General features: G+C 68.7%; 8 protein-coding genes and 3 pseudogenes. 5 read left to right on the forward strand and 6 right to left on the reverse strand.

Annotation, left to right across the window (positions count from 1 at the left end):
* Nucleotides 1–234: 234 nt before the first annotated feature.
* Complete coding sequence (locus OG878_RS03470) at nucleotides 235–636, reverse strand: PPOX class F420-dependent oxidoreductase (RefSeq protein WP_328885351.1); 402 nt, start codon at nucleotides 634–636, stop codon at nucleotides 235–237.
* Between the two features lie 127 nt (nucleotides 637–763).
* Between OG878_RS03470 and OG878_RS03475 the strand changes: the two are divergent.
* Nucleotides 764–1,369 (forward strand): annotated as a pseudogene (locus tag OG878_RS03475) (transposase); the annotation flags it as partial.
* A gap of 64 nt (nucleotides 1,370–1,433) precedes the next feature.
* On the opposite strand, the gene OG878_RS03480 reads toward OG878_RS03475, so the two are convergent.
* The 3 genes from OG878_RS03480 to OG878_RS03490 all read right to left on the reverse strand — a co-directional run bounded on the left by OG878_RS03480 (nucleotide 1,434) and on the right by OG878_RS03490 (nucleotide 3,051).
* Nucleotides 1,434–1,988, reverse strand: coding sequence for a histidine phosphatase family protein (locus tag OG878_RS03480; protein ID WP_328885352.1), 555 nt, complete (start codon nucleotides 1,986–1,988; stop codon nucleotides 1,434–1,436).
* 118 nt (nucleotides 1,989–2,106) lie between these two features.
* Nucleotides 2,107–2,442 (reverse strand): hypothetical protein, encoded by a 336-nt coding sequence (locus tag OG878_RS03485; RefSeq protein ID WP_328885353.1) that lies wholly within the window; start codon nucleotides 2,440–2,442, stop codon nucleotides 2,107–2,109.
* 192 nt (nucleotides 2,443–2,634) lie between these two features.
* Complete coding sequence (locus OG878_RS03490) at nucleotides 2,635–3,051, reverse strand: ester cyclase (RefSeq protein ID WP_328885354.1); 417 nt, start codon at nucleotides 3,049–3,051, stop codon at nucleotides 2,635–2,637.
* Between the two features lie 1,005 nt (nucleotides 3,052–4,056).
* Between OG878_RS03490 and fabV the strand changes: the two genes are divergently transcribed.
* The gene (fabV, locus tag OG878_RS03495) at nucleotides 4,057–5,271 is read left to right on the forward strand and encodes an enoyl-[acyl-carrier-protein] reductase FabV (protein ID WP_328885355.1); all 1,215 of its coding nucleotides are present in this window, start codon (nucleotides 4,057–4,059) and stop codon (nucleotides 5,269–5,271) included.
* A 452-nt stretch (nucleotides 5,272–5,723) separates the two neighbouring features.
* On the opposite strand, the gene OG878_RS03500 is transcribed toward fabV, so the two are convergent.
* Nucleotides 5,724–6,431, reverse strand: a complete 708-nt coding sequence (locus OG878_RS03500) for a hypothetical protein (RefSeq protein ID WP_328885356.1) — start codon at nucleotides 6,429–6,431, stop codon at nucleotides 5,724–5,726.
* Between the two features lie 262 nt (nucleotides 6,432–6,693).
* Nucleotides 6,694–6,882, reverse strand: a complete 189-nt coding sequence (locus OG878_RS03505) for a hypothetical protein (RefSeq protein WP_328885357.1) — start codon at nucleotides 6,880–6,882, stop codon at nucleotides 6,694–6,696.
* A 963-nt stretch (nucleotides 6,883–7,845) separates the two neighbouring features.
* On the opposite strand from OG878_RS03505, the gene OG878_RS03510 reads away from it, so the two are divergent.
* The 3 genes and pseudogenes from OG878_RS03510 to OG878_RS03520 form a co-directional block, all read left to right on the forward strand.
* A complete protein-coding gene (locus tag OG878_RS03510) occupies nucleotides 7,846–11,931 on the forward strand; it encodes a carboxypeptidase regulatory-like domain-containing protein (RefSeq protein ID WP_443049231.1) in 4,086 nt (1,361 codons plus the stop codon).
* A 375-nt stretch (nucleotides 11,932–12,306) separates the two neighbouring features.
* Nucleotides 12,307–12,465, forward strand: a pseudogene (locus tag OG878_RS03515) (LysE family translocator); the annotation flags it as partial.
* Nucleotides 12,466–12,751: 286 nt separating this feature from the next.
* A pseudogene (locus OG878_RS03520) lies at nucleotides 12,752–13,108 on the forward strand (DNA alkylation repair protein); the annotation flags it as partial.
* Between the last annotated feature and the right edge of the window lie 93 nt (nucleotides 13,109–13,201).

Genomic DNA, 13,201 nt, shown 5'->3' on the forward strand with positions numbered 1-13,201 from the left:
AGCAGGACTTGTCCGGCCGATCATGTCCGAAGCCGGATGACGAGGGCTGCGGTTGTTGCGGCGCACCGCCGGTCGCACCCGCCGGCGCACCACCAGCGCAGCGGACCCGATCCCGGCAACAGGCACGGCATTTGCTGCGGCACCGGAAGCGGTGCGCGCCGGGCAACTCGCCATGCTGAGTGGCAGTTGGCCCGGCGCAGCGTCAGGGTTGGCCTACGTGGTCGCTCCAGGGACCTACACCACGAAGCCGTTCACCCTCTCTGGGGTGACCCGGACGATCAACCGGATCTCCGCCGTCATCTCGTGCAGCGGGGCCTCGCCCAGATAGCGCTGCGAGAGCCGCTTCGGCAGCTCCTTGTCCGGGTCGGGCAGCAGCTCGGCGGTGCCCCGGATCTCGGCCGACCGATACGGGTTGCTCAGATCGAAGACCGTGAGGCTGACGCGCGGGTCGCGCTGGATGTTCCGGGCCTTCTTGCGGCCCGAGGTCACGGAGATGAGCACCGTGTCGCCCTCGCGCTCGAACCAGACCACCGAAGTCTGCGGACCGCCGTCGGGGTTGACCGTGGCGAGGGTGGCGAAGTTCTTGCCATCGAGGAGGCTGGCGGTGGCGGGGTCAAAGCCGTCGAATAATGTCATGTCCCGTAACAACGGCGCACCGGCGCACCATCTTCCCCCATGTTCGTCGAGGAAGAAGAGCTTCAGCTCCGTCCGTGCGGCCGGCACGGGGCGGGCCGATCCAGCGGGCCAGGAGCGGATCGAGTAGGTCCTTCACCGCTTCCCGGACCGGGGCTTCACATTCGACGAGATCGGCCTGCTCGGCACCTGGCCCACCCAAGGCTCGGACCGTGCCGAACTCAAGCACCCCGACCGGGTGCCGGCCACCTACCACCGCACTCACGGGGTGCGCTGCTTCCACGGCTGCTACTCGCTCGGCGACGACACCCTGTGGGGCGTCAACCGCCGCAAGAAGGGAGCCGCCAACACTCTGGCCGCGCTGGAGTCGATCCGTTCCGCCCGGCCCGACGGCGCCCCGAGCTACGTGGCCATGCACAACCTGTCCGCCCACGCAGATGCCGACATCCGCCGCTGGGCGAAGAAACACAAGGTCGAGTTGTGCTGCACCCCGGCCTACGCCTCGTGGGCGAACCCCATCGAGGCCCACTTCGGACCACTGCAGCAGTTCACCATCTCCGACTCCAACCACCCCCACCACACCGTGCAGACCCGCGCCCTGCACGCCTACCTTCACGGGCGCGGCGCCAACGCCCGCCATCCCGACGTGCTGGCGGCTCAGCGCCGCGAACGTGCCCGCATCCACAGTGAGAAGGGCATCCGCCGGGAAGGGCGGCCGCTCGCCCAGGCGGCCTGACCCCTGCCGCAGCAGACCGTGCGTCCTTCGGCTGGCGAATCACCAGGCGGCATTGGCCATTTGGTCACTCCAGGTGCGCAACCGAAGCGATGTCCACGACGGACAGGCCTTCCAGTGTGGTGATCGCGCAGGAGGGAACGCCGTGCTGCATCAACGCGACTGGCACCGCATCGTCACCGATCAAGGTACGCAGCAGGTCCACGGTGACCCCGCCATGCGTCACCAGGGCGACAGTGCCCGGCTCTTTGGAGAGGTCGACCAGGCAGGCGCGAAATCGCTCTGCGGCATCGCGGGAGGAGTCACCGTACATAGGAATGAAGTCCCGGTCCTTCACCGAAGCGGCCCAGTCCGCCAGGAAGTCTTCCACGGGTTGGGATCCGTCCCAATTCATCCTCTCGCGCAGGCGGTCCTCCTCTCGAACGCGCAGGCCAGTCCTGGACGCCATGGGCCACGCGGTCTCGCGAGCACGCCGCAAGGGGCTGCTGAAGACCGCGTGCAGACCGACGTGCTGCACCCAATCGGCAGTCCTGGCCGCCTGTCGTCGTCCCAGTTCGGTCAGCCCCGGGTCACCGGGCTGACGTTCCTTCTCGGCGTGCTGCACCAGAAAGAAGACCGTCATGCTCGCAGGGTGGCGGTTCGACATGACAGCAGGCCACTGAAATACCCGCGACCGAGCCCACGCCGTCGTGGCCGGACCGTGTTCTGCCCGGACGGGTTCGGGCCGCGGCCAGATCATCTCACTGCTTCGGATCTCCTTCGGCCAGCGCTACCCGGCAGCGTTCCACCTGATCAGCCACCTGTTCCATGAACCAGCGCATGATCTCGTAGGGGATGACGTGCTCGTCATGGCTGTGCATATGGACCGTCGGCTCCAGATCCGGGTCCTCGTCGGGGACGAACGCCACCAGGAAGGCCGCTCCGGGCAGGTGGGGCGCCGCGTCAGGGGTCTCAGCCCACTCGGCTGGCGCGGGCACAGCCTTGCTCAGCTCCACAGCCCAGGAATCGTCGGGCAGGGCGTAGTGGAACTGGATGGCGTAGAGATGACCTGCATGTTCTCGTAGCTCTGCCGGCATGACGGCAGGCTGCCACAGCCCGAAGTCGCAGGCGCGGGTTATCGGCTGAGGCCCTGTCGCCGGGAACTCAGAGTCTCCGCCGCACGACTCGACCAGCGTTCACGGGACGGCCCTTGAACCGTGCCCTCACCGTGCCCGAACGAGCAGCAAATCACGGGGAACACCGGTCAATCGCGAGACAAGTCCACGGGGTCACATCTCGACGAGGCCGAGTTGCCGCAGCATGCCGAGTTCATCGCTGCTGCCCCAGCGCTCGACAAGCTTGCCGTCGCTGTCGAAGCGGCTGATCTGCATGCCCCGGTAGCTCACCGTCCTGCCCGTCGCCGGATGCCCCATCAGCTCCCCCAGATGAGTGCCGCTGATGGTGTAGGCGAACGCCAGCTCGTCGTCGGTGGCCACCAGATGCTCCACCGCGACGTGCAGGTCGGGAAAGGCTGTCCGCAACTCGCCGAACATGGACTTGTACCCTTCCGGCCCCGGCCCCTGCCCAGGGGCTGGATCGTGGTCGATCGAGCCGGGCGCTACGATCTCCTCGATGGCGTCGAGGTTGCCTGTGGCGACAGCCTCACCGAAGGCAGTCTGTGCGGCGATGTTCGTCTGCTGAGACATAGGCACTCCTCGAGGGCGTATCGACCACCGGCCCCGTCATTCGACTGCGAATTTTACGCATTTCTGCCCTATTTCGACCGTACACCGGCCCCATGATCCCGGCACGTCTGCGCCGGGATCATGGGGCCGGGAACGGCACTCTCCATCAGGGAACGTCGTCCGCGTACGGTGCGGCCCAGCGCAATCGCCGGGCGTAGCAGCCCTCTACTCCTCGACGCTGCGCCCACAGCGTGCCCGTAAGGCGGACAACCACGGTCAATCCAGCGCCGACTGGATCGGGGAAGCAGGTCCGCGGTCGCCGTACCCCGGCCGAGAGCTCGGGCGGCCCGGAGAACGACTTCAGACCCAGCAGCTCCGGCGACCGGCGAACCTCCAGTTGGCGTCCCACTCGCGCCGCCGGCGGGGCGCAGGCGGATGATCGATTCCACACCGGATTCGAAGTCGTCAGGGCCGCCGGTGCGACCACAGCCCGCCTGACGCTCCAAGCGATGATCGCCCGGCCGGCTCGCACCACGGACTTGTCGAACCCGTCCGCAACCGATCTCACGGACGGCGCCCGGTTCTATGGCCTCCCCGAAGAGCGACGACCTGTACTGCCCTGGAGCGGACGTCGCCACATCAAGGTCCTGAGAGGCCCCTCGTATCGCCAGACCGGCCAACGCACCGGACACGCCAGTCCCCTGGTGATCCCGGCCCCGGTGCGCTGCTGTCCCGAATCGGCATGGGGGCGCGGGCGCGTGATCGCCCGGGCAGCCGCGGAGGTCCATGCCGCGGTCACGGGCTGGTCGGTGACCGCGTGTTCGCAGCCGGTCGGGTGCCGGAGGCGGGGCTGGGCGTGGATGGTCTCGGTCTGCCCGAAGTGGTGGAACCCCTCCAAGATCGCCTGACCATTACTGTCCCGGATGAGGTGACTGCCCGGGTCCGTATGGTCCGAGACTTACAGGACGCGGTGGGCGCTCCGGTGGTCGCCGCACCGTTGGACACGTCGACCGGCAAGGACAGCTCATGAGTGAACGCATCGTCAGTTCCCGCTCGCGCGGATTCCTGTTCCTCGACTCACACCCTGCCGGCTGCGCCCGGCTCGTCGAGGACATGTGGCAGGCCGTCCCCGAACCGGCGCAGAGCAGCCGCTCGGACGAGGCGCCCGTCGCGCTCGTGATCGGCTCGTCCTCCGGGTACGGGCTGGCCGCCACGATCGCGGGACTGGCCAGGGCCGGTATCCGCGGGATCGGGGTGTCCTTCGAGAAGGCGCCCGCCCGCCGAACCGGTACGGCCGGCTGGTACCGGACTGCTGCGACGGCCGAGCTGGCCGCGAAGGCCGGGCAGGACTTCGTGTTCCTCAACGGCGACGCGTTCTCGAACGAGATGAAGGACCAGGTCGCCGACCTGATCAAGCAGCGCTTCGGCGGCCGCCTGGACTACCTCGTCTACTCGGTGGCCGCTCCTCGCCGCACCGATCCCGACACCGGCGTCACGTACGCGTCCGTGCTCAAGCCGATCGGTGAGGCGTACCGCACCAAGACCCTCGTCTTCGACGGCGACGGGGTACCCGAGGTCACGAGCGTCGAGACCGGGCCGGCCGAAGGCGACGACATCCAGCAGACCGTCGCTGTCATGGGCGGCACGGACTGGGCCCGCTGGATCGACCACCTCGCCGGGCGTGACCTGTTGGCGCAGGGCTTCAAGACCGTGGCCCTGTCCTACATCGGATCACCGCTGACGGCCGCGATCTACCGGCAGGGCACCATCGGTGCGGCCAAGGCCCACCTGGAGCAGAACGCCCGCGACCTGAACGACTGGCTCGCCAAGGAAGTCGGCGGCTGTGCCCTGACCTCCGTCAACGGGGCCGCGGTCACGCAGTCCAGCACGGCCATCCCCGGCATCGCGCTCTACGTCGGGCTGCTGCGCGGCGTCCTCGAAGACGAGATGGTTCCGCCGATCGACCAGCTCACCCAGCTCTGGGACCAACTCACCGGCACCGCGCCTCTCGACGTCGACGACGAGGGACGGGTCCGCCTCGACACGTGGGAGCTGACCCCCGCTGTCCAGGAGGCCGTCGCCGAGCGCTGGCAGACCGCCACCACCGCGAACATCCCGACCCTCGCCGACCTCGACTGGTTCACCGTCCAGGTGCGGCAGCTCTACGGCTTCGCCGTGCCCGGCATCGACTACGCCGCGCCCGTCGAGACCGACGTCCCCTGGCCCCGTCCCACCACCTGACACCCGGGAGGGACGCCATGCACGCACCGTCCGACGACGCCCTCGTCCGCCGGCAGCGGCGCCTCGCGGAAGACCTTTCAGTCGTTCACCGGCATCGGCGATGTCACCTGGTGCATCAGCACCCCGTACTTCCATGAGGCGGCCGCCGCCTCTGGGACCGGGCTCAGCAGGCGACTGACCGGCATGGCGTTCCTCCGCGCCGCCCACGCTCGCCGTCCAGGCCCACCCCGACGGCCTCCACGCCGTCGCCGCCGCGCCGGCGATCCGGCACGGCGGGATCCCCCTCCACGACGACATCGTGGACCGCGACACCCAACGCGGCGGCCACGGACCTCCCCGCCCGGGGAAAGGCGAGCTGATCCGGATCTTTCAGCCGGCCACGAGCGGCCAGGTCCTGACAGACGGCTTTCGTCCACGAGAAGCGGGTCCGGTGGCACCTCGGCATCAGGGCACTATCGCACCGACGGTGGCGAGGTCATTCGGCGTTTCGCCGGGGCCGCATTGGGCCTCACGGCCCACCGGTCGTGCGGAGTGGTCTTTGCGTGGCGGGCTTGGCGGGCGGGCGCGTGGTGGATGGCTATGAGGGCGGCATCGTCGTCGAGGCGTCCGCCGGCGTGGGCGAGAAGGTCGTGCCGGATGTGGTGCAGCAGGACCCCGGGAGGGCTGTCGGTCCATTGGTCGCCGCCGATCTGAGCCTCGTCCTCGGCGGCCAGGTACAGGGACGCCGCTCTCAACGGACCTATCCGGTCCGGAAGCGGCCACATCAGCACGTGCTGTGCGGCCTCGGACACCGTCCGCACCTGCTTGAGCTCGCCCGTTCTCCGCTCGCGCACCAGGCTGAAGTACACGGCCAGAGACGACAGCAGGGCGAGGGCCACCAACTGCACCACGATGTTCCGGGAGGTCAGCGCGCCTTCGCGGAGGCCGATGAGTGTCTGGGCAGCCACGGCCAGCATCCCGGTCATTGCGGTCAAACGGGGGCCGGCGAACGAGACGGTGATCGTGGGCGCGATGACGAGCAATGGCCCCAGGTGGATGTCCTGGGGGGACAGCAGATCCACAAGGGTGATCAGCACGATGAGTGACAGTGGTATCGCGAGCAGCGCGTGCCGTCGATGCCACGGCTGCTGCAGACCGGAGAGGAGTTGTTCGGCATCCACATCTTCAACAGTGCCCCCTCCGGCTGCGGCCCACGAACGCCGATCCACTGGCCCTGTGCTTTCGCGAGTGCGCGTGTCCGGGGTGTGATCAAGTAGCCAACGGAGCGCCTCTGACCTGGGACACTCACCGTCCGGCCAGGTCACCCGCACACCGCCTCCTTCCGTGCGGACCACCTCGGCGTCACCGTGCACGACGACCTGCCTGTCGGTGTCGATGAGCGCCCGTCGCGGCCCGTCACCGCACCGCAGCAGGTCCGAGCCGTCAACCGGCGCCGTCGAGTTCGGCCGTCGCCCACCGCAGTGCGGCACCGTCCGGGCGTATGTCGACAGGCAGCATCAGCGTGCTGCGCGCGGCGAGTTCGATGGGAGCGCCCCCTGTGACACCCAGGGCGAGCGATTCGGCTCGGGTGCCCGGCGCGCCGGTGGTTCGCAGGCGTTCCAGGAACCCCACCCGGACCTCGGACTGTTCTCCCGCCCGTGGCCTCTCAGGCCGTGCGCCCGCCCCTCGCGGCGGCGGGCGCTTACTCCCTCACGGTCGAATCCGCTGCTCCTGGTTTACCTGCAGAGCCCTGTCGGAATTTCCACCGAAACACTGCTACCAAACCTAGCCGAGCGTCCCGATCATTCAGCTGCTTTCCATCCGAATGGCCAACCGATCCGCAGGAACATCAGAGCGTAGTCGCATTTTGCAAAACCCATCCGAAGCAGAAAGCGACCACGCCCATGCAACCTACACACATTATTGCCCGAAAGCGATCGCCCAGCCATGTCCACCGACGGCGAGAAGGCTGGTCACAGTCACCCACCAAGATCTCCCCGGAAGTCGAATCACCGTCGAGTGGCTGAAACATGCCCAGCCCCCCTGGCGGCTTACGACTATTTTCCGATCACGTACCGTTCACCTGCGATGGGCCCCACTTCGCCTGACGGCGATGATCAACTCGCCTTGCGTGTAAGCAGATCGGGGCGACCGGCAAGCTGGGCGCATGGCGATCGGCCGGCCGGACCCCGAGGGGAACGAGAGGCGGGCAGCCCTCGTTATCGCCCCAGGGACCACCACGGACACCGGCGGCATTCGGCATCGGATACCTTCTGCCGGAGTTCGATAAAGTCGCCAGATGCCTAGACCATTGAAATCGATCGGACGTCACCTTTCTCTCGATTCGCTCGGTAATGGCCCCCTTTAGGGCGGCGGATAAATAAATTTAACAATGGCACCGTTGACAGACACCGCCCGCATACCGACCAATTGGTGAACGGCGAAAACAATTCGCCGTCGACCTGAAAAGCGTGTGGTCGACCCGTGCATCACATGGGAGACACGCAATTGACAGTCACCGGCATATCCAGACCGGCTGCCAGACGGAGAAGATCTGCATGGACTGGGCTGACCGCCCTGGCCAGCGCCTTAGCCATCGCCGTACTGGGGTTCACCGCCCCGGTGGCGAACGCGGCGACCTCCGCCGACGCTGACACGAACACCAAACCGTCCGTAGAGGCTTCCTGCGCCGAGCCCGGGCCCGGTGAGGTGAGCTGCTTCGCGCTGCGCCGCACCGACGTGACCCCCAAGGAAGGCGTCCAGCCCAGCGACACCTCCCCGAGCGGCTGGGGCGCCACCGCTCTCCAGGACGCCTACAACCTGCCGGCCGGCGGCGGAGCGGGCCAGACGATCGCCATCGTCGACGCCTACGACGACCCGACCGCCGAGGAAGACCTCGCGGTCTACCGGGCGCAGTACGGACTGCCTGCCTGCACCACGGACAACGGCTGCTTCAAGAAGGTCGACCAGAGGGGCGGCACCGACTACCCGGAGGCCGACAGCGGCTGGGCCGGCGAGATCTCCCTCGACCTGGACATGGTCTCGGCATCCGCCCCGTACGCGAACATCGTGCTGGTGGAAGCCGACTCCGCCAGCTTCGAGGACATCGGCGCCTCGGTCGACCAAGCGGTCGCGCAGGGCGCCAAGTTCATCTCGAACTCGTACGGCACGAACTACACCAGCACTCCCGGCAGTGGTGAGGACCCGTCGGAGACCACCGACTTCGACGCCCATTACAACCACCCAGGTGTTGCCGTGGTCGCCTCCTCGGGCGACGACGCCTACGGTGTCGCCTACCCCGCCGCCTCGCAGTACGTGACCTCCGTGGGCGGCACCGCGTTGGAGCAGGACTCCTCCAACAGCCGTGGCTGGTCCGAGTCGGTCTGGTTCAACAGCTTCGGCGGTCCGGGCTCGGGCTGCTCGGTCTATGAGGCCAAGCCGTCCTGGCAGGAGAGCGCCGGCACCGACTGCGACATGCGCGCAGTCTCCGATGTCTCCGCGGTCGCCGACCCGCTGACCGGTGTCTCGGTCTACCAGACCTACGGCGGTGACGGCTGGGCCGTCTACGGCGGCACCAGCGCCTCCTCGCCGATCATCGCCGGTGTCTACGCCGCGGCCGGCACACCGACCGCAGGCACGTACCCGGCCGCCTACCCCTATGCGGCCGGCGGCAGCGGTCTGAACGACGTCGTCGACGGCGACAACGGCTCCTGCACCCCGGCCAAGCTGTGCACCGCAGGCGAGGGCTGGGACGGTCCGACCGGCCTCGGTACGCCGAACGGCGTCCAGGCCTTCCAGAACGGTCCGCACGGCGTGCTGAGCGGCACCGTCACCGACGGCACCAGCGGTGACCCGGTCGCCGGCGCGGAGATCAGCGCGGGTGATTCCAAGGCCAAGTCCGGGGCGGACGGCACCTACTCGCTGACTCTGGCAGCCGGTACCTATGACCTGAAGGTCGACGCCTACGGATACACCACGGCCACCTTCTCAGGCGTCGAGATCACCGACGGGGGCTCGGTGACCAAGAGCTTCGCGCTCACCCCGGTCCCGACCCGGACCGTCTCCGGCAAGGTCACCGACGGCTCCGGTCACGGCTGGCCGCTCTACGCGGCGATCACCGTGGACGGAGTGCCGGGCGCGCCCGTCGAGACCGACCCGCTCAACGGCACCTACTCGGTCGACCTCCCGGCCGGCAAGACATACACCTTGAAGGTCAGCAGCAACTACCCGGGTTACCAGACCGCCACCAAGGACATCGCCGTGGGTGACTCGGCGGTCTCCGCCAATGTGAGCCTGCCGGCGGACGCCTGGGCGGGCACCGCGGCCGGCTACACGGCGAAGGACGAGGGCACCACCGAGCCCTTCGACTCGACCACCTCGGCCCCCGAAGGCTGGACCGTCGACAACGCCGACGGCACCACCGGCGGATGGGAGTTCGACGACCCGGGCAGCCGGGCGAACGCCACGGGCGGTACGGGCGCCTTCGCCATCGTGGACAGCGACAAGGCGGGCAGCGGCAACACCCAGGACTCCACGCTGACCAGTCCGCCCTACGACTTCTCGGGCACGGACCTGCCGGAGCTCAGCTACCGGACCAGCTACAAGTCATTCTCCAACCAGACCGCGAAGGTCGAGGTGAGCTCGGACGGCGGCACCACCTGGTCCACCCTCTCCTCGCTCACCACCTCCGTGACCGGTTCCAAGATCACCATCCCGCTGAGCGACTACGCGGGCGAGTCCGACGTGCGGGTCCGGTTCCACTTCACCGGCAAGTTCGGCTGGTGGTGGGAGGTCGACGACGTGTTCGTCGGCGCCCGCAGCCTGTCGGCAGTCCCCGGTGGTCTGGTCATCGGGCAGGTCACCGACGCCAACACCGGCGACGGCATCAGCGGGGCCACGCTCACCGGCACCACTGACAGCGCCGTGAGCACCACCTCGGCCGCCACCCCGGACGACGCGGCCCTCGGTGACGGTTTCTACTGGGCCTTCGCGCCCGTCGGCAAGCAGACCCTGACCGCGTCGAAGTCCAAGTACACCACCGCCTCCAAGGCCGTGACCTTCGCCGCCGATTCGGCCGTCGAGAAGAACTTCTCCCTCAAGGCTGGGCGTCTGAAGGTCACGCCCTCCTCGGTCGACGCCCCGGTGGCCTGGGGCGCTTCGGCGACCAAGACCGTCACGATCAAGAACACCGGTGGTGCCGACGCCACCGTCAAGCTGGCCGAGAAGACCGGCAGCTTCACCCAGGCGACCTCGGGTGCGCCGCTGATCAGCGAGAAGGGGGACTTCTCACCTCTGTCGGCGAAGAGCCAGGCCGGCAAGGCCGGTGACGCCGCGGCCGCTCCGGCCGAGGGCGGCGACGCCTGGGAGACCGTGGCCGATCTGCCCGCCACCATCGAGGACAACGCCGTGGCCGCCGACAACGGTAAGATCTACTCGGCGTTCGGCTACAACGGTTCGGCCGACATCAAGTCGCTGTACTCCTACGACGCCGAGGACGGCTGGACCAAGCTGGCCGACGCGGCCGACACTCGGGAGGCCCCGGCCCACGGCTTCATCGACGGGAAGCTGTACGCCGTCGGCGGCTGGGGCGCCGGCGGGAGCCCGGACGCCAAGCTGGAGATCTACGACCCCGCCTCCAACACCTGGACGACCGGTGCCTCGTCGCCGGCTCCGCTGGCAGGCCCGGGCTCCGCAGTCCTGGACGGCAAGCTGTACGCCGTCGGCGGCTGCACCGCCAGCGCCTGCGGCTCCGACTCCGTGACGGTCTACGACCCGTCGGACAACTCCTGGTCCACCGCGGCGAGCTACCCCGAGGATGTCGCCTGGGAGTCCTGCGGCGCCATCAGCGGACTGCTGTACTGCTCCGGCGGCACCACCGACTCCGGCGAGCTGAAGTCCGCGTACGTCTACGACCCGGCTGCCGACTCCTGGTCGGCCCTGCCGGACATGCCGAAGACCCTGTGGGGTTCCGCCTCCACCGCGGCCAACGGCCTGCTGCTGATCTCCTCCGGCGTCAGCGGCAACGCGCTCACCAACGTGGGCTACGCCTACGACCCGGCCGCCGGGACCTGGTCGTCCCTGCCCAACGCCGATGTCGCGACCTTCCGCGGCGGCGGCGCCCCGGGCTTCTACAAGGTCGGCGGCGCCACCGGCACCGCCAGCCCGGTCAGCACGGTCGAACTGCTCCCCGGCTACGACCAGACCGGCGGCTCGGACGTCAGCTGGCTGTCGCTGGGCTCCTCGGAGTTCAAGCTCGCTCCGGGCGGCAGCGTCTCGGTCGCGGTGTCGGTGAAGTCCTCGGTCGACGAGATCACCCAGCCGGGTGACTACACCGCCCAGATCTCCATCTCCGCCAACACCCCGTACCCGGTGGCGTCGGTCCCCGTCACCATGACAGTGGCCCCGCCGAACACCTGGGGCAAGATCACCGGAACAGTGCTCGCCAAGGCATCCAACGGCACCACGGCACCCCTCAGGGGGGCGACCGTCCAGGTCGACTCATGGGCGTCCTCGTACACCCTGATCACCGACGCGGACGGCCACTACGCACTCTGGCTGGATGCCCGCAACAACCCCCTCACCGTGATCGTCGCCAAGGACGGTTACGCCCCGACGGTGACCACCATCAAGGTCGTCAAGAAGGGAACGGTGACCACCGACTTCACTCTGAAGAAGGCTTAGGGTCTTTCGTTCGGATCAGGCGGGATCAGGGAGCGCGCCGCGGAGCGGCTGATGTCACCGTGGTGCGTGCAGCTGCCAGGCGGCGGAAGGAACCGACGCGGAGCGTCGGGGACTGACGACAACGCGGCAGATGTGCGTGCCGGCCCCCGCGAGCCCAGCGTGATCCGAACGAGAGGCACCGGATGACGCGGCGGGCCCGGCCGGAAGCCGGGCCCGCCCCGCGCCGGACATCCCCGGGGCCGCGCCCACTACGGTGAGCGCGGCCCCGCACCCGCTGTCGGGCCCGGCCCGCATCGGCATCCGCCGGACCGGCAGCACAACCCGGCGCCGCCACCGAGGGGCTCGGTCTCCGCATGCAGCTACTAACCGGGCAGCGCGATCTCGGCGGGGCTGCGGGACCGGTCGCTCGTGCCGGCGGTCGCCGGACTGATGGCGGGATACGCGGGATACACGTTTCTGGCCGTGGCCGGCCTGGTGGTGATCGTGGCGAGCTCGGCGACTGTGCTCACCGCGCTGACCGTCGCCGGGGCCGCCTAAGGGCTGTCCCGTAATCCCGGGTGGATCAGCGCGCGGCGTCAGATGCGGTGCATCGCAAGGCGGAGGGACGTCCGCATACTGGGCGTATACGGGCGTTCCGACAACGCGGCGAGGTGCCGTAGCTGACGCCGCGCGCCCGCCAGGGGTTACGGGACAGCCCTTACCTGATGTGGCTGGGCCGGGGTGTCCTGCGCCGGCCGGCTGTCCTGGGCTCGGCCACGGAGGCCATGGCCTCCGTGGCCGAGCCCAGATCATGCTCAGGGGGGCCGGGATCAGCGGCCTCAACCCCAAGGCCCTGCTGCTGCGCCTCGCCTGGTTCGCTGATCCGAATCCGGTGGTCGCGAGTGCCGGCTGGGCGCTGACCGCCGAACGGGTGGCGAAGACGCCCGAAGGCCTCGACCTCCCGGGATTGCTCGATGTCGTCGAGGCGGAGATGAAGGACGCCCCGGACCGTCTGCAGTGGGCGATGAACCACTGCCTGGCTCAGATCGGGATTCAGCACGCCGAGTACCGCGCCCGCGCGATCGACATCGGCGAGCGCCTGGAAGTGCTCAAGGATTACCCGACTCCCCCGAACTGCACGTCTCCGTTCGCGCCCGTCTGGATCGCCGAGATGGTGCGCCGCCGGCACGAGAATTAGAGAGGTTCCGCCACGTTTCGCGGGATCAGGGCCGACGAGCTGTTGCGGTGTCGCAGTGACGGCTGTCGAGCAGTTCGCGCAGGTGGCTTCGGT

The organism is Streptomyces sp. NBC_00316 (genome assembly GCF_036158715.1).
Classification (GTDB): Bacteria; Actinomycetota; Actinomycetes; order Streptomycetales; family Streptomycetaceae; genus Streptomyces.